Origin of the sequence: Ochrobactrum soli (assembly GCF_003664555.1) — a bacterium.
Classification (GTDB): domain Bacteria; phylum Pseudomonadota; class Alphaproteobacteria; order Rhizobiales; family Rhizobiaceae; genus Brucella; species Brucella teleogrylli.
The window spans coordinates 26483-46887 of the sequence record NZ_RCHH01000022.1 but is presented as its reverse complement, the minus strand read 5'-3'; the positions used below and the strand labels follow the sequence as shown (position 1 = coordinate 46887).

Genomic DNA, 20405 nt, shown 5'->3' with positions numbered 1-20405 from the left:
ACAGAGGGTTCTGCCCCCTGTGAGCTTGATAAAAAATCCGCGAAGATATAACTTCAGATTATGCATAGACTCCGCTCGCTCATCCCTTCGGCCAATTACCTCTTCGTGTTTGAGGCGGCGGCTCGACGGCTGAGCTTTACGGCGGCAGCGGAAGAGCTGAATGTCAGCCAGCCAGCGGTGAGTAAGACGATCAAGCTTCTGGAAGAAGCCGCCGGATTGAAGCTTTTCCGGCGCGAGCGCAGCCGTCTGGAACTGACGGCGGAAGGCCAGCGGCTTTATCGCGAAACGCAGGAAGCATTCGACCATCTGCACATGGTCATCTCGTCCATGCGCAAGAAACACTCGCGCGATATCATCCGCGTGTCGTTCTCGGCATCCTTCGTGCAGCTATGGCTTTTGCCACGCCTGAAAGGGTTCAAGGAAAAGCATCCGGATGTGGCGCTGCGCATCGAAGAAAGCAGTCGCGACGATCAGGATTTGCTTGAAGAAGATATCGACGTTTCAGCGCGTCTGGGGAGAGGCAAATGGCCGGGCATCCTCGCCTGGCCCTTCGTGACGGAGGAAGTCTGGCCGGTTTGCAGCCCCGCTTATCTGAAGGAGCGCGGACAGATCGAGGAAGCGAGCGATCTTCTGAACCACACGCTGCTGCATTTCGAGGAGCGCCACCGCTCGCGGCTTGGCTGGCGCGAATGGTTGGAACGCTCCGGCGTACCAAACCCGCGCATTGAACAGGATTTCGTCTTTACCGACGCGCTCAGCTCCATTGAGGCTGCGGTGCAGGGGCAAGGCGTGGCGCTTGGCTGGAAACACCTCGTCCATGATCATATCGTGGCCGGACGCCTTGTGCCCGCCACGCATATTTTTCATCGGTCCGGCGATACAATTCATCTCGTCATGCCCGCTCAACGCCCGCCAAAGCGGGGGGCTGAACTGTTCCGCGACTGGCTTCTCGAACGGGGCGCAGACGCGGAACTGGATATATAGGCCCTCGGCCTATTGCGCGAAAACCACCGTCTTGTGCCCATTGAGCATAACGCGGTTTTCCAGATGCATCTTCACCGCCCGCGCAAGAACCCGGCTTTCGATATCGCGCCCGGTGGCGACGAAATCTTCCGCGCTCATGGAATGCGTGACCCGCTCGGTTTCCTGCTCAATGATCGGGCCTTCGTCGAGATCCGGCGTCACATAATGCGCCGTTGCACCGATCAGCTTCACGCCGCGCTCGAAAGCCTGATGATAGGGCTTTGCACCCTTGAAGGATGGCAGGAACGAATGGTGGATGTTGATGATCTTGCCGAACAGGCGGTTGGACAGATTATCCGATAGCACCTGCATATAGCGTGCGAGGACCACCAGATCGGCCTGCGTCTCGCGTACCAGATTGATCAGGCGGGCTTCCTGCTCGGCCTTGTTGTCCTTGTTCACGCCCCATGAATGATAGGGAATGCCCGCACTTTCCGCCGTTTCGCGGCTATCTTCATGATTGGAGACGATGGCAACAACCTCGGCATTCAGCCAGCCGACGCGGATCTGATAGAGAAGATGCAGCATGGCGTGATCGAATTTGGACACCATGAGAACGATCTTCGGCTTGCGGCTGGCATCGGCCACCGCGAATTTCATGCCGAACCGCTCGCCTGCCGGTTTCAGTGCATGCTCGATCGCCTCACGCGACATGCCAAGCGGCGCGCTGAAAGCAATGCGCATGAAAAAGCGGTTGGTCAGCCTGTCGCGAAACTGATTGCTTTCCACGATATTGCCACCGATGGCCGCCAGTTCCGTGGTGATGGCCGCCACGATGCCGGGCTTGTCATCGCAATCGAGCGTGAGGACAAAAAGGGCTGGTCCGACGGCGGCGACAGAGCGCACCTTCACGGGCATGTCGTTCATGGTGGTTCCTTAAGACTGATCAGTCGTTCTTGGGAGGCTTTCCGAAAGCGTATTCACCGACCTTCGGCACGAAATGCGGGTGTTGATAACCGGCAGGCTTGTCACCGACCGAAACGCCGGAGTTGAGAATGCCCGCCTGATAATCCGACGCGAAAAGCGAATAGGGATAAGTGGGTTGAAGGGCGCTTGCACCCTCCAGTCTAGCGCGCAACTCATCCGGAATTGTAAATGCGAGCGCGTCCAGATTGTCGTCGAGTTGGGCAAGCTTGCTTGCGCCGATAATGGCTGCTCCGATGCCCGGCTGCGTCACCACCCAATTGAGCGCGACCTGTGCCATCGGCTTCTTCATGGCATCGGCCACCTCCGCCAGCGCCGCAACGATACGCATGTTGCGCTCCGTGAACAGGCCCAGCCCTTCGGCATTGTCGCGGTTCAGGCGACCCTCGCCACCCGCGCGATATTTGCCCGACAGAAGCCCCATGGCCAGCGGGCTCCATGCGGTGATCCCGAGACCAAGATTTTGTCCGAGCGGCACAAATTCCTGCTCTATGCTGCGTTCGACCAGTGAATAGGGCAATTGCAGGCTGATTGGTTGCGACAATGCATGCGCTTCCGCCCAGGTTTGTGCGCGTGTTGCATACCAGGCAGGCACATCCGAAAGGCCGCAATAGCGGATTTTGCCGGCTCGGATCAGATCGTCGAAAGCGCGCATCACCTCTTCCACCGGCGTTATTCCATCCCAAGTATGCACCATATAGAGATCGATATAATCGGTCTTCAGTCGCTTCAGCGACTGGTCAACCGCTCGCATCATGTTCTTGCGGCCATTGCCACCGGCATTGGGATTGCCCGGCTGCAGATTGTTCGAATATTTGGTCGCAATGACCACGCGATCCCGTGCGCCAGCTTCCTCGACGAACTTGCCAACCAGTGTTTCGCTGAGACCCGCGCCATAGGAATCCGCCGTGTCGATGAAATTACCGCCCGCTTCCAGATAGCGGTCGAAAATGGCCCGCGCATTGCCCTCATCGGTGCCCCACGACCCGCCGATCCCCCTGATCCCGGCATTGCCGAATGTCATCGTGCCAAGCGCGAGACGGCTGACACGAAGACCTGATCGGCCAAGGAGAAAATAGTGGTCTAGAGGCATCGGAGAACTCCGGTTACATGAAGCCGTGATAGGGGCGGCACGCAACAGTCTGCTGGACATAGTTAATCATCGTGATGAAATCGAACACAGGCCGCCCAGTCACTTTCTGCACCGCATGAGCATAGGGTGGGAGATCGCTGCATTCGAGTAGAATGGATCGAACATCGGGATTGTCACTCATCAGCTTTTTGGCAACGTTACAAACCTCGCGCTCGATGGCGGCGGAATCGAGCGTTCCCTTCTCTTCGAGGATCGCTTCACGGAATTCCTCCTGATCTTCCATTCCAGCCAGTACAATCGGGATTGTGCTGGAGATTCCGCTTGCCGCGAAATGGCGCGGTGTCAGACGCTCTGCATTGGCGGTGATCACGCCCACAGTGCCACGCGCTACAGCGTGCATGAAAGGTATCTGCATCAGGCTCGACAAGAAGACCGGAATATCGACTGCTTCGGCAACCTCTTCCTGGAAATATGCCATGAACCCGCAGGCGCCGGTAATTGCTTTCACACCACGCCTCTGCAACTCAAGCGCCGCCTCCACGAAAGCCTCACGCAAGTGCGGGTCTCGCCGGTTCAACAGCCGATCAATGGAAGCACCACACACCTCCTGATAACGAACGGGATAATTATAGGTCGTCGCATTGCCGACATTGCCGGGCACACAGGGATAGGCCGCATCAAGAATGAGAATGCCGACCTGTTCTCCATACCATGACTGGCTATTCCGGCTGACCGCGTAAACAGTCATCGTTCAGTCTCCGATAAAATGTATGGTTGAGACAGGTGCAGCAGTAAACCGCTGCACCATATCATTGTGTTATCGACTACTCGATGAGCTTTGGCGCACCGGTGTCGCCAGCGCTTTCATCGAGACCGTAGGACTTCAGGATTTTGGCAATCGTGCCGTCCTTGTGCATTTCCTCGATATTGGCGTCGAGTGCCGCACCGAAATCCGTCGCGCTCTTGGCATAAGGCAGGCTGGCCTGCGCCGCTTCCTTGGTGGCGCGGATGCGCGGATCAGGCTGCGCAACCTCGACCTTGATATCCTTGAGCGTGCCATTCTTGGCCGCATAAGCGCCGGTCGAATAGCCATCGATACCGATGTCGATGCGCCCCGATGCGAGATCCTGATGCATGTTCACGGAGTTCGGATAAAGGCGCAGTTTCGCACCCAGAAGTTTCTTGGCATCGGTGACCCAGAGATAGCCCTGAACGGTGCCGACATTCTTGCCGACCAGTTCCTCGACAGTCTTGGCGCCATCCTTGGAATAAAGACCCATCTGGTCCTTATAAAGCGGATAGGAAAGGTTCATGACCTTGGCGCGTTCGGCGGTGCGATACCAATCGCCGGTGGTAATATCGGCCTGACCCGACAGCACATACTGGATGGCCGCAGCCGGATCGACGGCGACCGGCTTGACGGTCAAGCATTCACGCTTGGCGAATTCGGTTGCGATATCGCCATCGAGACCCTTCAGCTTGCCGCTCTCATCCATGAAAGAATGCGGTGCATAGGTGGTGACGGCAATCGTCAGCGTGCCCGGCGTGATGGTCTTGAACTCATGCTTCGGCTTGCAATCCTCTGCGAACGCTGCCGAAGACAGGCCCATAAGCAATGCGGCGCCGAGAACACCTTTACGTATCATCCCATTTTTCATCTGCTACTCCCCTTTATTTTTGTGGGCATTTATTGTTGCGTTGGGTTTTATCGGGTGGCGTAAGCGGATGAGCGCTTCTCCACATAGGAAACGATCCATGCTGCCGGAATACAGATCGTGGCATAGAGCAAGCCGGCCAGCAGCAAGGCAGGCATATAGCGGAACGTATTGGACCCGATTTCGTAGGCGTTGCTGACGAGTTCCGGCAGGGCGATCGTGAAGCAGAGCGACGTGCCCTGAAAAATCAGGATCGCGAAGCCCAGCAGCGCGGGAAGCGCCACGCGCAGAGCCTGCGGCAGCAGGACAAAGCGCAGTTCGTCAAGCGCATTGAAGCCCATCGCCTCTGCCGCCTCGCGCTGGCCGTGATGGATCGATTGCAGGCTCGCGCGGATGATCTCGCTCGTGTAAGCGCCCGTATTCCAGGCCAGCGCCACCACAGCAGCCAAAAACGAGGTCATCGTCAGACCGGTCGCAGGCAGGCCGAAATACATGAACTGTAACAGCACCAGCGCGGGAGCGCCGCGCCCGATCTCGACCAGAAACAGGCTCAGATAACGATTGAAGCGCGATTTTGCACCGACGCCCAGCGCCAGCAACAGCCCGAGCGGGATGCCGATGGCGAGGCTCAGCGCCGCCACCTGCAAGCTGACTTGCAACCCGCCGAGCAGCGCGGGCATCCATTCGTAGAATTCTTCAGAGGTCGGGAACATCAGCGCGCCACCTTCGCTCTCAGATAGCTGTCGGCAGAGCGCGACAGCCATGCGACGGGGAGGCTCAGGAAAATGTAGAACAGGCCGACCAGCGCGAAGACCTCGATGCCCTTGAAGGTCAGCTGCGACACCTGATTGCCCCTGAAGGCGAGATCCGCGACACCGATGGTCGAGGCAACGGCGGTTTCCTTCATCAGCCCGATCAGATAGCTCGCCGCCGATGGCAGCGCGACACGAAAGGCCTGCGGCGCGACCACATCGACCAGCGTGTGGCGGGTGCCGAAATTCAACGCCGTCGCCGCTTCCCACTGGCCATGATGAAGAGAGGCCAGCGCACCGCGATAGATTTCAGCCATATTGGCCGATGCGATCAGCCCCAGACCGATCAGTGCAGCCACAAACGGATTAATCGGCATGATGCCCATGCCAATGCCGAAGAAGATGATGAACAGCCAGAGGATCGGTGGCAGGGCGCGCACGATCTGGATCAGCACAGCCGCGATCCACCGTACCGGCGCGAGACATGCCTGACGCGCGGCGAGAAGCGGGACGCCAAGAATGCAGCCAATTGCGAAGGAACCCAGCGTCAGCGCTATGGTCCATGGCAGGCCGCTCAGGATGAGGAGAACATTGTCCGCTGTCATCGGTCATGCACCGCACGAAGAAACCGCTTCGTGCGTTCCTCTTGCGGATTGCGCATGACGTCCTTCGATGCGCCCTTCTCGATGATACGCCCATCGGCCATGATCATGACCGTATCGGAGACATTTTCCGCAAAGCCCATTTCATGGGTCACCACGAGCATGGTCATGCCGCTTTCGGCAAGCTCGCGCATGACGGCAAGCACTTCGAGCCCCAGTTCAGGATCGAGCGCCGAGGTCGGCTCGTCAAACAGCATCACCTGCGGATTGAGCGCCAGCGAGCGCGCGATGGCGATGCGCTGCTGCTGACCACCCGAGCAGCGGCCCGGATATTGTGTCGCCTTGTCAGCAAGACCGACACGTTCGAGAAGCTGGATCGCCCGCTCCTCGGCTTCTGCGCGGCTGCGACCCAGCACACGTTCTTGCGGCAGGCTGACATTGCGCAGAACACTCATATGCGGGAACAGATTGAACGACTGGAACACCATGCCAACCGTATTGCGCAATTCCTTCAGCTGCGCAGTACGCGGCGCTTGAGTGGCGTCGAGCTTTACTTTGCCGACCGTCAGGAGACCGCCATCCGGCCTTTCCAGATAATTGATACAACGCAGAAGTGTGCTCTTGCCCGAGCCGCTGGGACCGATGATTGCCAGCACTTCGCCTTGCGCAACTTCCAGATCGATATTCTCAAGGACGAGATGCGCCCCGAAATGTTTGCTCAACCCCTCAAGGCGTATGAGTTTCGATGCGGAGGCAGGCGCATTTTCCACGCCAGCAGACCCTGACACCAAAGTCGGTCGCATTGCGTTCAATAACTGCACTCCCCTTTTTTATCGTTCATCGCGACAATCCCATCTTTACGCGGATGCAGGCCGGAAATGCCTGCAAGACACGCTGGATCTATGCTCGTTCTGGCGGAACCTTGATTATTTATTATGCCGCCGACGTTCCCTTTATCTTCATCACGATAGTGACCGCTGGAAAGAATACAAAGGCAAAAAATTTCTACGACTTCATAACTCTTAGTTATGAGTTCATGCCTCTGACTACAGATCCTTGCCCAGCCGCAACCCGTCATAAATGGCCGCATGGGTGTTACGGGCCGCAACGGCATCGCCAATCCGATAAAGCTCGAAAGCGCCTTGCGCATTTCTGACAACGTCCTGTTTGCGCCCCTCGATCAGGGCGTCGTAATCCACCGCGCCGAGGTTGCGGGAGAGGGGTTTCAGCTCGAAATACAGTGCATCCATCGGCCGTGTACCGTCATTGATGACGATCTGGTCAAATTCGCGCTCGCTGACAGGCGCGCCATAATCGCTGCCGATCCGCGCAACGAGCCTGTTGCCGTCGCGGTGAATGCCTTCCAGCCGATAGCCGACCGTGAAGGTGACATCCTTCTTTTGCAGGCTGCGCATATAGGGCACGAGGTTCATGCCCATAACTTCCGGTGCGAATGTGCGGTCGGCAGTCATGATCTCGACCTTGCCGCCCGCATTGGCGATGAATTCCGCGGCCTGAAGCCCGGCATGATCTCCCGCCTCGTCAAAGACCAGCGCATTGGTTCCCGGGCGCACATCGCCGGAAATGATGTCCCAGGCGGAAACGGCAAGCTCGTTGCCCGCGCCAAGCAGGCTCATTTCCGGCATGCCGCCGGTCGCGATGATTGCCACATCCGGCGCTTCCGCCGTTACCGTGTCGGCCTCGGCCCAGGCGTTGAAGCGAAAATCGACGCCGAGCTTTTCGCACTGCGCCATGCGCCAGTCGATGACGCCCATCATCTCGCGACGGCGCGGGCTTTGCGCTGTCAGCCGTACCTGACCGCCCGGCTGGCTCGCCGCCTCGAAGACCACGACCTTATGACCGCGCTCGGCGCTGATGCGCGCGACTTCCAGCCCGGCGGGACCCGCACCGACAACCACGATGCGGCGGCTTTGTTCAGCCTTGTTGACGACATGCGGCATGGAGGTCTCGCGACCCGTGGCGGGATTATGGATGCAATAGGCTGCACCGCCCTGATAAATCCGGTCGAGGCAGTAATTCGCGCCGACGCAGGGGCGGATTTCCTCTTCCCGCTTTTCAAGGATTTTGCGCACGATATGCGGATCGGTCATATGGGCACGCGTCATGCCGACCATGTCGAGCTTGCCGGATGCAATAGCATGGCGCGCTGTTGCCACATCCTGAATTTTGGAGGCATGAAACGTCGCCATTCCGGTGCTGGACCGGATTTCGCCCGCGAAATCCAGATGCGGCGCACTCGGCATGCCCTGAATGGGAATGACGTCAGTCAAACCGGCATCGGTTTCAATATGGCCGCGAATGACATTGAGAAAATCGACCAGACTGCTGTCCTTCAGCCTGCGGGAAATCTCCAGTCCATCCGCACGGGTCAGGCCGCCTTCAAGCGTCTCATCGGCGACATAACGAATGCCGACCAGAAAATCCGGCCCAACCCGCTCGCGAATGGCGCTCAGAACCTGAAAGGAAAGCCGCAGCCGATTGTCGAGCGAACCGCCGTAATCGCCATCGAGCTCATTGGTCAGCGGCGACCAGAACTGGTCGAGCAGGTGGCCATAGGCCTCCAGTTCCAGACCGTCGAGACCGGCTGCTTTCATCCGCTCCGCCGCATCGGCATAATCGCGGATGATGCGCTCGATATCCCACTCCTCGGCCCGTTTGGGGTAAGCGCGATGGGCCGGTTCGTGCTTTGCAGTTGACGACACGGAGGGCAGCCAGTCGCCCTTGTCCCAGCGGGTGCGGCGACCGAGATGGGTAAGCTGGATCATCACCGCCGCGTCGTGCTCATGGCACTCATCCGCCAGCATCCGCAACCAGGGCACAACCTCGTCCTTATAGGCCAGCACATTGTTGAAGGCAGGCGGACTGTCCTTCGACACCGAGGCGGAGCCCGCCGTCATCGTCAGCGCGATACCGGCCTTGGCCCGTTCGACATGATAGGCGCGATAGCGCTCCTTCGGCATGCCGTCAATGGCATAGGCTGGCTCATGCGACGTGAGCATGATGCGGTTACGAAGCGTCAGATGCTTGATGGTAAGCGGCTGCAACAGCGGATCGGCTGACATTTCGGTCGTTCCCATTTGTTGTTTTCAACAAGGCTAGCTAGAAATGTACATCACTGTCAATTTAATAATCATAGCTGTCATTTTACCGTACAAAGCTGTTTAGTCTTCTTGCCAAATACCGAGCGTCTGGTAGATCTGACGCCATGGAACAACCGGTGACAAACGAAACAGGATGGCGCGGATCGCCAGATCTTTGGCTTGAAGCGGCTTATGATGCGCTGATCGAAAGCGGAGTGGAAGCCGTGCGTATTTTGCCGCTGGCCAAGCGGCTCAATCTGTCACGCACCAGTTTCTACTGGTTCTTCAAGGACCGTCGAGAATTGCTCGACACTCTTATCGCGCGTTGGCGCGATAAGAATACAGGTGCCCTACTGCGCCAGACAAATGCCTATGCAGAAACAATCGAAGAAGCCGTTTTAAATGTTTTTGATTGCTGGTTTGATTGCGATCTATTTGATCCTGCTTTTGAATTCGCGATCCGCAGTTGGGCCCTTCAATCAGAAAAAGTTGAAAACGAAGTGCAGAAGGCCGACGTATTGCGTCTTCGGGGTCTTTCTCGGATGTTTGAACGTTTCGGATTTGATGAAGATATCGCCGATGTACGCGCGCGCTCTATATATCTTGTGCAGATTGGCTATATCTCCATGCGAACGCAAGAAAAGACTGCATTGCGGCTCGCCCGTGTTCCATATTATGTCGAAGCCTTCACTGGCCGAGCACCGCAACACAAAGAAATTAACAGATTTCTTTCGCGACACGTGGAAAGATGACTATTCCCAAATCAATGAAATAATACCGATTAACGAGCTGCCATTTGATTGCCAGTCAAGATTTTCGGTTCCGGCTCACGTCGGTAGTGACATGCAGGCATACATGTAGAAACGAGCCGCAGTTGAGGCACTTCGGCTTGACCTCACTTAGACACAGTTCGTTGCGCAAAATACTGTGCTGGAGTACTGCCGAGAGCCTTTTTGAACATGGTGATGAATGCGTTCACGGAGTCGTACCCCAGCGCGGCCGCAACATTCTGAACGCTCTCGCCACTTGCAAGTTCACGAAGTGCCGCGACCAAGTGGAGTTGTTGTCTCCAACGCCCGAAGGTCAGTCCTGTCTCGCGGATCAACAGGCGCGCCAACGATCGCTCGCTCATCGCCATCCGGTTTGCCCAATCGCTCAACGTACTACGATCTGAAGGCTTGATCGTCAGCGCATCTGCTATGGCACGGATTTTTGGATGGTTGGAAATCGGCAGGTTGAACCGTTCACGGGGCATCTGCACAAGTTCATCAAGGACCACCCGCACAATCCGGGCGGGGTGGCTGTCGGGGAGATAGTCAGCTTGCTCGCTAGCAAGCCGATCCACCATCTCTCTGATCATGGGAGATACCGACAATGTGCAACTAGTTTCCGGCAAATTCGCCGCATGCGGCTCGACGAATAGATAGTTCAGTCGGGCATTCGCTGTCGCGCGTGCGCTATGGGGCACGCCGCCGGGAATCCAGACCCCGCAATTGGGGGGTACAATCCAGATATCGTTGCCCGCAGTGCAGGTCACAGCTCCATGTAGAGTGAGGATCAACTGACCCTTTCTGTGTACGTGAAGAGGCACTTCCGCCTCATGATCGGCGAAATCAAGTTTGTGGGCGACCGCAGGCAGAAGCGTGAGGTCAGGATCGAAAACTGAAACAACAGAACGCAGCACCGACATCAGAATGGCCATTTTTAGATATTTTATGTCATAATACTGAATTTATTTGCGCGCGCAAATAGGACACAACTGGCGGGATGAACACCGCGCAGCCTCTTAACACTCTCTCATACAGGGCCTTCGAAGCCTTTCGAGTTCAAACGAGCTTCCTCCGTACTCCCTCCATGATCGCGGATGCGGATGCTATATTGTTTTCGGCAAAGAGCTTTGCCGCAGCGATGCTTGCCTACTACATTTCGCTACGGATCGGTCTTCCAAAACCGTTCTGGGCGATTGTCACAGTCTACATCGTCTCACAGACGTCTGCCGGAGCGTCGCTCAGCCGTGGTGTCTATCGCTTCGCTGGGACGTTTGTCGGCGCCATAGTAACGGTCGCGATTGTTCCAAACTTCGTGAACGATCCGATTGTGTGCAGCGTCGTGCTTGCGGGTTGGATCGGTCTCTGCCTGTTTTTCTCGCTGCTTGATCGCACACCACGCGCCTATGCCTTTGTTCTCGCCGGGTATACAACGAGCCTGATCGGGTTCCCGAGCGTGCTTGATCCCGGCGCAGTTTTCGAGACGGCTTCGGTGCGCGTCCAGGAAATCTCGATCGGGATTCTGTGTGCGGTCCTGATCCATCGCTACATCCTGCCGAAACACATGACCGGCCAGTTTACCTTCAAGTTGTCGGCCACTCTGCGAAACGCCCGTCGACTGGCGGACGATGCATTGAGTGGAACCCGGGGAGAAAACTGTCGCGACCGTCACCAGCTTGCAGCGGACCTGCTAGCAATCCAAGGGCTTGCCACGCATCTGCCCTATGATCCAGCTCCAACGCCATCACGGCGGATACTGCAACTCATCCATGACCGGCTCGCGAGATTGCTGTGGCTCTCAGCCGAGGTCAAAGAGCGAATTGAAGCACTTCGCGCCGGCGACGGCGATGCCCCCGCTGAGTTGATCCTTCTGGTTGGCGAAACCAGAACCTGGGCCGCAAATGCCGAAATGCAAGACTGGGAGGCTGCCGCGGGCCGACTCATCGCGCACGCACGATCACTCCAGAAGCGTTTGGGCTCCGATGCTACTATGCCCGGCGACAGGCTTGCTGCCAACCTCGCAGGTCATCTGGCCGAGATGGTTGGTTTGTTACAGGATTGCGATAGGCTGCAACGGAACATCGCAGCGCCTGGGCAAGTGCCAGATGTCAAACCGCTTCATGGCCTGAAACGCGCGAAAGGCTATGTCTATCACCGCGATCCGTGGATGGCGGGACGCACTGCGTTCGGCGCGATCATCGGTATTCTCATCGGCTGCGCCTTCTGGATATGGACGTCTTGGCCGGAGGGCGGAATGGCAGTATCCATTCTTGGCGTCTGCTGCACCTTGTTCGGCAATTTCGATGCGCCTGTGCCCTTTGTTGTCAAGTATATCGTCGGCTCAATTTACGGGGTCGCGATCAGCCTAATCTACAGCTTCGTCATCCTGCCCCAGGTGACTAACTTCGGGGTTCTTGTCGCGGTGCTCGCTCCGGCGTTCCTGTTCGCCGGCTCTCTCCAGGCACGCCTACCCACAACCTTCATGGCGCTCGGCATCACGCTGACTATTCCAATCCTATCGGCTCTCGGCCCCTATTACACAGGCGACTTTTCCACTTCACTCAACGGTGTAATCGCGTTGTTTGCTGCAGTCGGCTTCGGTGCTGTGAACATGTCCTTGTTCCAGACCGTGCCGGTTGACGGGGCGATCAATCGCTTGCTTCGCTTGAGCCGTCGGGACGTTGGCCGCCGCGCGCTTGGCGCTGCGCCTAACGAAGCGCGCTGGACAAGCCTGATGATTGATCGGACAGCCTTGCTTCTGCCAAGGTTGCGGCTGACCGGCAACGCCTATCCGGATGTGCTCGACGATACGCTTAACCATCTTCGCATAGGGCATGTCGCTGGACAGCTTCGCAAGACGATCCCGCAGATCAAGGGCGAGATCAGCATAGAACTGAGAGAACTTTTATCAGTCATCGCCAGACACTTCAGTGGCCATAACCCGTCAACATCTCCCGACCTCCTCGACCTCGATAAGAAGATAGAGACCCTGATCGAGAAGACAGCCGGTAGCGTGCTTAGGAACCGCCTGCAGATTGTCGATCAGCTCATCGACATGCGGTTCGCGCTTGGCTCTCAAACCGACAGGAGGATCACAACCGATGATCGTTGATCTCAATATCGGAGGTGTCCTGATCCCCGGCCTTGTCGCGCTCGCGGTCGTCGCGCTGATCGCCACCATGGTAGTGCTGCGCCTGATTACCGCCTCGGGTCTCAATCGCCGGTTCGCTTATCGGCCGCTCTTCGAACTCGCCACCTTTGTTATCCTCTACGGTCTGCTCGTGCAGTACCTGCCATGGATCGGACTCTTGCCTTGAAACCTGTTCTATCCCTGCTTGGGCGGTATGCCCTGACCCTTTGCATCGTCGCCATCTCCGCCTTTATCGCACTGGAGGCGTGGAACTATTACGAGCGGACGCCCTGGACACGCGATGGACGGGTTGGCGTCGATGTCGTACAGATTGCGCCGGAAGTCTCTGGGACAGTCAGTGCCGTTCCGGTGATTGATAATCAATATGTGCGTCGGGGAGACATCCTTTACGAGATCAACCCCGAGCGGCTCAGGTTGGCAGTTTCGTTGGCTGAGGCTGAGGTAGAAGCCAAACGTCAGGATATGGTGGTTCGTCAGACGACAGCACGGCGGCACAGTAAGCTCAAAGACGTTGTCTCCCAGGAGGCGATCCAGCAATCAAGCGGCGCGGCTGCGGTGGCTGGCGCCGCCTATCAGTCAGCGATGGCGGCGCTTGAGCTAGCCAAGCTTAACCTCGCCCGATCAACTGTTCGCGCACCAGTTGACGGCTATGTCACCAACCTAAGGCTTCGGCCAGGCGACTTTGCAACCGCCGGCGTGACGAAGGTCGCAGTCTTGGATGCAGCGAGCTTCTGGATTACTGGCTACTTCGAAGAGACTAAAATCTGGAAGATCCGCGGTGGTGACCCGGCACGGATCATGCTGATGGGTTTTGATCAGCCCATATTCGGCCATGTTGAAAGCATGGGCCGCGGGATAGACAACAGCAATGATACGCCCGGTCATCTCGGCCTGCCCAATGTCGCAGCCACATTTTCCTGGGTACGGCTTGCCCAGCGCATCCCTGTGCGCATCCAAATCGATCAGGTACCGTCCGGTGTTGAACTCGCGGCTGGTATGACAGCAACTGTTGAAATTATCTCTGTTAAATAAATAGTCGGCGCCGATGAACTCTTCGTCCAATATTTCATCGGCAATTATCAACACCGTCGCAACTGTGTTTAGTTTTGAACCAGCTCTTTCCCGAGGCGGAAGAAAAAACCTGTCAACGGCTGGAGGCTCCCGCTCTCCGGGTAATCGAGGCAGATATGGTGGCATGGACCGATCCGTTACATGCGTTTTCCGGAAGGTTTTGACGTAGAGTCAAGAAAAATCGTGCTTCAACCCGACAGCTTTAGACGGGTTGCCGTTCCAGACAGCCAGTCAAGAACGGGTCTTCGCAACCATCCGGTGTTCAATATCGTGTGTGTTAAACGTGCCCCACCGCCGCTAAAAAGTGCTGTACAGATATTGCGCGGTAAACAGATCGAGATGGCCGCCACCGACATTCTTGTAGACGGTAATCTGGCGATCGTTGCTGCGGCCTGGATGTTTTCCCTGACATAGCTCAATCAGATCAGCTTCGATTTGCTCATGGTTGATCAGACCGGTGGCGAGCGGAATTCCGAGTTCACCCGAACCATCACAACAATGGCGCGTATCGACAAATACCCGGTCGGCACGGCGGAACACGTCATCGTCAGCTTCTCGCATGTCTGGCATATAGGCGCCGATCAGATCAACATGAGCGCCCTCTTTCAGGAGTTTTCCCTTCACCAGCGGACTGGTTGACATGGTGACGCAGGATATGATGTCCGCCTTGGCGACGGTATCATCAAGATCCTGCACGGCAACGATGTTGACGCCAGCAATGTCTAGTCGGCTGGCAAGTTTTTTCGCCCTGTCGAAGTTGCGGTTCCAAATAAAGACTTGACCGATCGACGATCGGCTGGCGCAATGAGCCTGCACCACATGGGGCGCTAGCCCCCCGGCGCCAACCACCAGCAAGGTACTGGCGTCCTTGCGCGCCAGCAGGCTGGCGCCAAGTGCCGAATCTGCCGCCGTCTTCTTGAAGGTTTCAATGGCGCCATCACAGACTATGAGTGCTTCGCCGGTCTGACCGCTGAACAGCGTTACCGTGCCCTGGATCGAAGGTTGGGCCACAGGAAGTTTGACATTCCCAGGGAAAACACCGACCAGCTTGACGGCAACCGCCTCCCCTTCGAGCCAAGCTACCAGGGACACAAACTGGTTGTCTGCGCTTTTCCGATCCTGAAGCACGGTCGTGTCGCTTTGCGGTCGTTTGCCGCTCGCATGCGCTTGACGCAAGGCTTCGATCAATCCCGGATAATCGAGCGCGGCTTCGGTTTGCTGTGCATTGAGAATTATCATCATTCGTTCCTGTCACGCCACGCGCTTCAAAAAACTTTTAGTACGCGGATGTTGTGGATTGCCAATAACCTTTTTAGGCGGGCCGGATTCAACAATCACGCCACCATCCATGAAAATCAGATGGTCGGCGACTTCGCGAGCGAAGTTCATTTCATGTGTGACGACAATCATGGTCACGCCATCTTCGGCCAACTGGCGCATCACCGCCAGAACCTCACCGACCAGTTCCGGATCAAGAGCTGATGTGGGTTCATCAAAAAGCATCAGCCGAGGCTGCATGGCCAATGAACGGGCAATCGCCACGCGTTGCTGCTGCCCACCGGAGAGCTGGTCGGGATAATAATTCGCGCGCTCGGTAAGGCCGACTTTTTCCAGCAGCTTCATCGCTGCGGCGGTGGCCGACTGGCGACCTATCTTGCGTACGATCATAGGCGCCTCGATGATGTTTTCCACCACGGTCTTATGGGGGAAGAGATGGAAGCCCTGGAACACCATACCCATTTTCTGGCGCTGGAGTGCCAGTTCGTTGAAGGACATCGTATAAAGCCGCTCACCCTGCCAACGCATGCCGATCGGCTCGCCTTCCAGCAACACGGCACCGGAATCCGGCACTTCGAGATAGTTCAGGCAGCGCAGCAATGTGCTTTTGCCGGAGCCGGATGGGCCGACAATGCAGGTCACGTCCCCCTTTTCCACCGTCATGTCGATGCCGTCGAGCACCCGGTGATTGCCAAAAGATTTGGTCAGTCTTTCCACCTGCAGCAGTGGCAAGCTCGCGGGCGTTTCATTCATTTTTGATATCCAAGCGCAAATTTGAAGGGCAGCAGTCTGGACAGGAATGACGCGGAACGGGTGATCTGCCGGGATTTCAGGTGGTTCTCGATATGGTGTTCGATGATAGTCAGGGCGGTTGACAGGATGAGATACCAGATCGTAGCCACGATCAGCAGCGGAATGGTCTGATATGTGCGCGAATAAATCATCTGCGCCGAATAGAGCAGATCGGGCAAGGCAAGCACGCTGACCAGCGACGTAAATTTCAGCATTGAAATGGTGTCATTGCCGATCGGCGGAATGATGATACGGATTGCCTGCGGCAGCACGATGCGCTTCATGATCTGAAACCGCGACATGCCAAGTGTCGCGGCGGCCTCGGTCTGGCCCGGATTGATCGCCTGGATGCCAGCGCGGATGGTTTCGGCGGCATAGGCGCTTTCTGTAAAGGACAGGCCAAGCAGTGCTGCACTCATCGGCGTGATCAGCGTGTTCATGTCCCAGGACCACAAGGTCGGCCCGAACGGAATGCCAATGGTCAGATTGGGAACCAGAAGCGCCAGATTGTACCAGAAAATCAGCTGAACCAGGGGTGGAACGCCGCGAAAGAACCATATCCACAGCCAGCTTGCCCATTGCAGCACCGGATTGGCTGAAAGGCGCATCACGGCCAGTATGATGCCGATTGCAAAACCGAAGATCATTGCGGCAAAAGTCAGGAACAGCGTGCGCGCCAAGCCAGCGAGAATGTCGGGATGAAACATGTAGCGCACAACAATGTTCCATTGCAGGTTCTCATTGGTCGCCAGCATATTGACAAAACTCAATGCGATCACAATGAGCACGGCGCCGGTGATCCATCGAGATGGATGGCGCACGGGTATCGGTTTGAAACTATGTATATCCGGCCGGTGCGCGACCGTCTTTGCTGTTCTTGCCATGATTTACTCCAGACTACCGTATCGTGTTTAGCGAAATTCGTATTCGAACTTACCAAACCCGCCGGCCCGTGTTCCGGGCCGGCCCTTGCGCAATGGACCGCGGCTGTATTCGCACCGCCGCCGGCTGACGGGCGTTCTCATTCAATCGGCCCTGACTATTTTGGCTCCGGATTGTCCTTAGTAACCAGAACCGCCTTTTCCAGGGTGCCGGCGCCATCAACGCCCCACTTTGCCATGATTTCCTTGTAGGAGCCGTCATCGATCATGGACTGGATGGCATCACGGAAAACTGGCCCAAGCGCATCACCCTTGCGCACGCCAATGCCGTTGAAGACCGGATTGCTGACCAGTTCAGATACGCTGAAGCGCCCCGTAATCTTGGCCATATAGTGCATTTTTGCCGATCCGGCCGCCACCATCTCAACACGCCCCGAGGACACAGCCAGTTCGGCGGCGTTCTGGGTGGTGAATTGCTGCAGGTTAATCGGCTTCTCACTGGCGGATTCGCACAATTCCGCGCTCTTTTCCTTCAGATATTGGTAGTCCCAGGCACCTGTCATCACTGCAACGCTATGGCCGCACAGATCTTTTTCCGACTTGATGGAAAAGTCCTTGCCTTTCAAGAAGGCATAGGCAGTGCCTTCCTTACGCTGAGGAATGAAATCAAGCGAATCAAGCCGTTCCGGCGTCACACCGAAGGAAGAAAATCCGGCGTCAAAACGCTTGCTGGCCAGGCCCGGAATGATGGCGTCGAAACTGGTTGCGGTAAATTCGAATGTCACGCCAATGCGTTCCGACATGGCTTTGGCCATGTCGATGCTCCAGCCTTTCAGGACGCCGTCTTCGACAAACTCGTCCGGTGGCCAGTCATTGAAGGCAGCAATCTTGACGCCCTTCCTGTAATTCTCCGGCACAGCGTCCTGTAGTGCCTTGATCGGTGCGGCATGCACCGAGGTGATGCTGGCGGCCGTGGCCAGCGCCGCCAGCGCTACTATCATGCGCCGGGATGCGGTTTTGCGACGATTGGTCATTTATCTCCCCTTTGATTGGAACTTTATCCCCGTGCGAGGCTCGTCTTCTACTTGCGTTGCTGATAATGATATGCGAACGTTCTCACAATATAGCCATTGATTGATCGCATCCGTCAAGTTGAAAGTTGAGATCAGGCCCATCATCGCCTATGAAACGGTACAGGTATTGAGCAGCGTGAAACTGCTTGGAAGGAACGCGCAGACATGAGTGAACGACGCGCCGACAAGACGACCATTGCCGATGTGGCGCGCCTGGCCGGCGTCAGCACCGCGACCGCCGGACGTGTATTGGGCGGCTATGGCTATACCAGCGAAGAAATCCGCGACAAGGTGAAGAAATCCGCTGATATGCTGGGCTATCGCCCCAATCTGCTGGCACGCAGTCTTATCACCGGGCGCAGCAAGACCATAGGCGTTGTCGCGGGCGACATGCAAAGCCCGTTTTACGCCAGTATTCTGCGCGGTATTTCCGATGTGGTTCGTGCGCGCGGCTTTGGCCTGATCGTCACCAACAGCGATGAATCGATCGATCGTGAGCTGGAGGCAGTGGATCTTCTGCGCGAAAAGCAGGCCGACGGCATCATCATTGCGCCCTGTGATATTCTCAAGGCGCAGCACTTGCACGATGTCGTTGCCAGCGGCTGTCCGGTGGTCCAGATCGATCGCCGCGTCAAGGGATTGAAGGCAGATTCGGTGACCGTCAATGGCCGCCAGGCCGCCCACGCCGCAGTGACCCAAATGATTCTCGACGGCCATAGTCGCATTGGCGTACTGGCAGAACTCGAGCATGGCCGCTACAAGAATCTCAACGCATTTCTTCACGACCGCCAGCACAAGAAAATCGATATTTCATCGCTTTATCCGAGCTGGCAACGTCTGCTCGGCTATATCGAAGCGCATGAGGAAGCCGGGATCGCCTTTGATCCGAGCCTCGTTGCCCAGGTGGGCAGCTATTCGATCGATATTGCCCGCCAGCACGCCAACGCGTTGCTGACCCGGGAAAACCGGCCTTCAGCGCTGTTTACCACCGATGGTTTGATGTCAGCCGGCGCCATGCTGGCGATCAGCGAACTCGATATTTCCATTCCGCAGCAACTGTCCGTGGTCTGCTTCGACGATCTGGACTGGATGTCGTTCTTTACCCCTAAACTGACGGCAATCCGGCAGCCGCTGCTCGAAGTTGGCGAAGCCGCGGCGCGTCTAGTCCTGGAGCGGCTCGATAGCGCCGATCGGGCGCAGCAGGATATCGTGCTGCATGCCGAATGGCAGCCCCGCTGTTCGCTCGCCCGCCATCCCGGTTGATCTGGTCGGTCTTAACCTCAAAAGGACATGCGCAGCGGACTCAATCCTGCAACTCGGCTATAGGCTCGCCGAGATCAATCGGCGCGGCATGACCTGTACCGCCATATTGGCCACATGTCGCCGCAGCAACGCGTGACGCCGCCTGTAGCAATGTTGCGGGCGCCTCGCCTTTCACCAGGCCATAAAGGGTGCGGGCGATGAAACTGTCGCCAGCGCCTAACGTGTCAACCGCCACAATCGGCGTTGCTTCGGCATGAAACACCCCCTGCGCACCGGCAAGAACTGCGCCCTTGGTGCCGCGGGTGATCAGCACCCAATCCGCGCCGCTCTCGCGCAGGCAGGCAATGGTCGCCGTAACCTCGTCCGGCGAAAGCTCACCGCCGGAAACAGCGGCCAGAAAGCATTTCGGGCCGATGCGTCGATAGTGTTCCACGTCGCGACGGGTGGAGAAATCATAGGACAGACGTTGCGGCGCAATGGCATCCAGCCAGCCGTCAAGGCCGCTCGACTGACCGATATGGACGGCATCGAACCGGCGCGCAAACTGAATATCGGCGACGCTCGGCTCAAACATCGACACTCCGAGATCAAAGCGGATGAAATAGCGATCATTGTTGCCGCGATGACCAATGATGCAATAGGCCGTCTTGCCTGTGGCCTCCATACGCAGATGCGAAGTATCGACGCCCTCGTCGCGCAGTGCGGTCTGAATGACCCTTCCGGCCGCATCCGCGGCAACCACGCCGATATAGGCCGCCTCGGCCCCAAAACGGCTCATATGGATAGCGACATTGACACAGTTACCGCCCGGAAACATTTCCCGACGCGAAGTGTAACAATCGACGACATTATCGCCCATCGCCGCGATTTTGATCATTCTTATTTTCCCAATTGACAAGATGTGAGAACGTTCGCACACTAAAGTAGAACTGTCAACGTATCGCGGGATTGGTACCGGGAAATGTTGCACTGGACCGGA

At 57.0% G+C, this 20405-nt stretch carries 20 protein-coding genes; 6 read left to right on the top strand and 14 right to left on the bottom strand.

The genetic code is table 11. From position 1 onward, the window contains the following. Nucleotides 1-60: 60 nt before the first annotated feature. Nucleotides 61-984: a LysR substrate-binding domain-containing protein gene (locus tag D8666_RS21920; RefSeq protein ID WP_121539434.1), complete on the top strand. Its 924-nt coding sequence runs from the start codon at nucleotides 61-63 to the stop codon at nucleotides 982-984. Between the two features lie 9 nt (nucleotides 985-993). On the opposite strand, the gene purU is transcribed toward D8666_RS21920, so the two are convergent. The 8 genes from purU to D8666_RS21880 form a co-directional block, all read right to left on the bottom strand. Continuing rightward, a complete protein-coding gene (gene purU, locus D8666_RS21915) occupies nucleotides 994-1890 on the bottom strand; it encodes a formyltetrahydrofolate deformylase (protein ID WP_121539433.1) in 897 nt (298 codons plus the stop codon). A 19-nt stretch (nucleotides 1891-1909) separates the two neighbouring features. Continuing rightward, on the bottom strand, nucleotides 1910-3040 hold the full coding sequence (locus D8666_RS21910; RefSeq protein ID WP_121539432.1) for an aldo/keto reductase: 1131 nt from the start codon (nucleotides 3038-3040) through the stop codon (nucleotides 1910-1912). Nucleotides 3041-3053: 13 nt separating this feature from the next. Next, nucleotides 3054-3788, bottom strand: a complete 735-nt coding sequence (locus D8666_RS21905) for an aspartate/glutamate racemase family protein (RefSeq protein WP_121539431.1) — start codon at nucleotides 3786-3788, stop codon at nucleotides 3054-3056. A 76-nt stretch (nucleotides 3789-3864) separates the two neighbouring features. Beyond that, nucleotides 3865-4686: an ABC transporter substrate-binding protein gene (locus D8666_RS21900; protein ID WP_235859045.1), complete on the bottom strand. Its 822-nt coding sequence runs from the start codon at nucleotides 4684-4686 to the stop codon at nucleotides 3865-3867. A 59-nt stretch (nucleotides 4687-4745) separates the two neighbouring features. Continuing rightward, on the bottom strand, nucleotides 4746-5408 hold the full coding sequence (locus tag D8666_RS21895) for an amino acid ABC transporter permease (RefSeq protein ID WP_121539430.1): 663 nt from the start codon (nucleotides 5406-5408) through the stop codon (nucleotides 4746-4748). Further along, nucleotides 5408-6052: an amino acid ABC transporter permease gene (locus D8666_RS21890; RefSeq protein ID WP_121539429.1), complete on the bottom strand. Its 645-nt coding sequence runs from the start codon at nucleotides 6050-6052 to the stop codon at nucleotides 5408-5410. The genes D8666_RS21895 and D8666_RS21890 overlap by 1 nt, the downstream gene beginning before the upstream one ends. Continuing rightward, nucleotides 6049-6861 (bottom strand): amino acid ABC transporter ATP-binding protein, encoded by an 813-nt coding sequence (locus D8666_RS21885; protein ID WP_113534320.1) that lies wholly within the window; start codon nucleotides 6859-6861, stop codon nucleotides 6049-6051. Before D8666_RS21885 ends, D8666_RS21890 begins: the two co-directional genes overlap by 4 nt. Before the next feature lie 234 nt (nucleotides 6862-7095). Further along, nucleotides 7096-9132 (bottom strand): NADH:flavin oxidoreductase, encoded by a 2037-nt coding sequence (locus D8666_RS21880; RefSeq protein ID WP_121539444.1) that lies wholly within the window; start codon nucleotides 9130-9132, stop codon nucleotides 7096-7098. 143 nt (nucleotides 9133-9275) lie between these two features. Between D8666_RS21880 and D8666_RS21875 the strand changes: the two genes are divergently transcribed. After that, on the top strand, nucleotides 9276-9902 hold the full coding sequence (locus D8666_RS21875; RefSeq protein ID WP_121539428.1) for a TetR/AcrR family transcriptional regulator: 627 nt from the start codon (nucleotides 9276-9278) through the stop codon (nucleotides 9900-9902). 143 nt (nucleotides 9903-10045) lie between these two features. Here D8666_RS21875 and D8666_RS21870 read toward each other — a convergent pair whose 3' ends face one another. Continuing rightward, nucleotides 10046-10852, bottom strand: a complete 807-nt coding sequence (locus tag D8666_RS21870; RefSeq protein ID WP_371830846.1) for an AraC family transcriptional regulator — start codon at nucleotides 10850-10852, stop codon at nucleotides 10046-10048. Between the two features lie 65 nt (nucleotides 10853-10917). On the opposite strand from D8666_RS21870, the gene D8666_RS21865 reads away from it, so the two are divergent. Genes D8666_RS21865 through D8666_RS21855 form a run of 3 tightly spaced genes read left to right on the top strand, consistent with a single transcriptional unit; the run spans nucleotide 10918 to nucleotide 14100 of the window. Beyond that, nucleotides 10918-13029 (top strand): FUSC family protein, encoded by a 2112-nt coding sequence (locus D8666_RS21865; RefSeq protein WP_121539427.1) that lies wholly within the window; start codon nucleotides 10918-10920, stop codon nucleotides 13027-13029. Then, the gene (locus D8666_RS21860; RefSeq protein WP_121539426.1) at nucleotides 13019-13234 is read left to right on the top strand and encodes a DUF1656 domain-containing protein; all 216 of its coding nucleotides are present in this window, start codon (nucleotides 13019-13021) and stop codon (nucleotides 13232-13234) included. The genes D8666_RS21865 and D8666_RS21860 overlap by 11 nt, the downstream gene beginning before the upstream one ends. After that, nucleotides 13213-14100, top strand: a complete 888-nt coding sequence (locus tag D8666_RS21855; protein WP_121539425.1) for an efflux RND transporter periplasmic adaptor subunit — start codon at nucleotides 13213-13215, stop codon at nucleotides 14098-14100. The genes D8666_RS21860 and D8666_RS21855 overlap by 22 nt, the downstream gene beginning before the upstream one ends. A 336-nt stretch (nucleotides 14101-14436) precedes the next feature. On the opposite strand, the gene D8666_RS21850 is transcribed toward D8666_RS21855, so the two are convergent. From D8666_RS21850 to D8666_RS21835, 4 genes are all read right to left on the bottom strand, one after another. Continuing rightward, on the bottom strand, nucleotides 14437-15381 hold the full coding sequence (locus D8666_RS21850; RefSeq protein WP_121539424.1) for an ornithine cyclodeaminase: 945 nt from the start codon (nucleotides 15379-15381) through the stop codon (nucleotides 14437-14439). A gap of 9 nt (nucleotides 15382-15390) precedes the next feature. Next, entirely contained in the window at nucleotides 15391-16170 is a 780-nt protein-coding gene (locus D8666_RS21845; protein ID WP_121539423.1) for an amino acid ABC transporter ATP-binding protein, read from the bottom strand. Then, nucleotides 16167-17093, bottom strand: coding sequence for an amino acid ABC transporter permease (locus tag D8666_RS21840; protein ID WP_121539422.1), 927 nt, complete (start codon nucleotides 17091-17093; stop codon nucleotides 16167-16169). Before D8666_RS21840 ends, D8666_RS21845 begins: the two co-directional genes overlap by 4 nt. A 155-nt stretch (nucleotides 17094-17248) precedes the next feature. Continuing rightward, a complete protein-coding gene (locus D8666_RS21835) occupies nucleotides 17249-18124 on the bottom strand; it encodes a transporter substrate-binding domain-containing protein (RefSeq protein WP_121539421.1) in 876 nt (291 codons plus the stop codon). A 204-nt stretch (nucleotides 18125-18328) separates the two neighbouring features. Between D8666_RS21835 and D8666_RS21830 the strand changes: the two genes are divergently transcribed. Further along, a complete protein-coding gene (locus D8666_RS21830) occupies nucleotides 18329-19426 on the top strand; it encodes a LacI family DNA-binding transcriptional regulator (protein ID WP_121539420.1) in 1098 nt (365 codons plus the stop codon). Between the two features lie 40 nt (nucleotides 19427-19466). On the opposite strand, the gene D8666_RS21825 is transcribed toward D8666_RS21830, so the two are convergent. Beyond that, the gene (locus D8666_RS21825; protein WP_268967063.1) at nucleotides 19467-20345 is read right to left on the bottom strand and encodes a PfkB family carbohydrate kinase; all 879 of its coding nucleotides are present in this window, start codon (nucleotides 20343-20345) and stop codon (nucleotides 19467-19469) included. Nucleotides 20346-20405: the final 60 nt, after the last annotated feature.

What these genes read in the sequence shown, in the direction of transcription:
- D8666_RS21900 (WP_235859045.1), bottom strand. Translation starts at nt 4,686, where the DNA reads ATGATACGTAAAGGTGTTCTCGGCGCCGCATTGCTTATGGGCCTGTCT.
- D8666_RS21850 (WP_121539424.1), bottom strand. Translation starts at nt 15,381, where the DNA reads ATGATGATAATTCTCAATGCACAGCAAACCGAAGCCGCGCTCGATTAT.
- D8666_RS21890 (WP_121539429.1), bottom strand. Translation starts at nt 6,052, where the DNA reads ATGACAGCGGACAATGTTCTCCTCATCCTGAGCGGCCTGCCATGGACC.
- D8666_RS21920 (WP_121539434.1), top strand. Translation starts at nt 61, where the DNA reads ATGCATAGACTCCGCTCGCTCATCCCTTCGGCCAATTACCTCTTCGTG.
- D8666_RS21855 (WP_121539425.1), top strand. Translation starts at nt 13,213, where the DNA reads ATGGATCGGACTCTTGCCTTGAAACCTGTTCTATCCCTGCTTGGGCGG.
- D8666_RS21830 (WP_121539420.1), top strand. Translation starts at nt 18,329, where the DNA reads ATGAGTGAACGACGCGCCGACAAGACGACCATTGCCGATGTGGCGCGC.
- D8666_RS21840 (WP_121539422.1), bottom strand. Translation starts at nt 17,093, where the DNA reads ATGGCAAGAACAGCAAAGACGGTCGCGCACCGGCCGGATATACATAGT.
- D8666_RS21870 (WP_371830846.1), bottom strand. Translation starts at nt 10,852, where the DNA reads ATGGCCATTCTGATGTCGGTGCTGCGTTCTGTTGTTTCAGTTTTCGAT.
- D8666_RS21880 (WP_121539444.1), bottom strand. Translation starts at nt 9,132, where the DNA reads ATGTCAGCCGATCCGCTGTTGCAGCCGCTTACCATCAAGCATCTGACG.
- D8666_RS21845 (WP_121539423.1), bottom strand. Translation starts at nt 16,170, where the DNA reads ATGAATGAAACGCCCGCGAGCTTGCCACTGCTGCAGGTGGAAAGACTG.
- D8666_RS21835 (WP_121539421.1), bottom strand. Translation starts at nt 18,124, where the DNA reads ATGACCAATCGTCGCAAAACCGCATCCCGGCGCATGATAGTAGCGCTG.
- D8666_RS21865 (WP_121539427.1), top strand. Translation starts at nt 10,918, where the DNA reads ATGAACACCGCGCAGCCTCTTAACACTCTCTCATACAGGGCCTTCGAA.
- D8666_RS21895 (WP_121539430.1), bottom strand. Translation starts at nt 5,408, where the DNA reads ATGTTCCCGACCTCTGAAGAATTCTACGAATGGATGCCCGCGCTGCTC.
- D8666_RS21875 (WP_121539428.1), top strand. Translation starts at nt 9,276, where the DNA reads ATGGAACAACCGGTGACAAACGAAACAGGATGGCGCGGATCGCCAGAT.
- purU (WP_121539433.1), bottom strand. Translation starts at nt 1,890, where the DNA reads ATGAACGACATGCCCGTGAAGGTGCGCTCTGTCGCCGCCGTCGGACCA.
- D8666_RS21860 (WP_121539426.1), top strand. Translation starts at nt 13,019, where the DNA reads ATGATCGTTGATCTCAATATCGGAGGTGTCCTGATCCCCGGCCTTGTC.
- D8666_RS21905 (WP_121539431.1), bottom strand. Translation starts at nt 3,788, where the DNA reads ATGACTGTTTACGCGGTCAGCCGGAATAGCCAGTCATGGTATGGAGAA.
- D8666_RS21910 (WP_121539432.1), bottom strand. Translation starts at nt 3,040, where the DNA reads ATGCCTCTAGACCACTATTTTCTCCTTGGCCGATCAGGTCTTCGTGTC.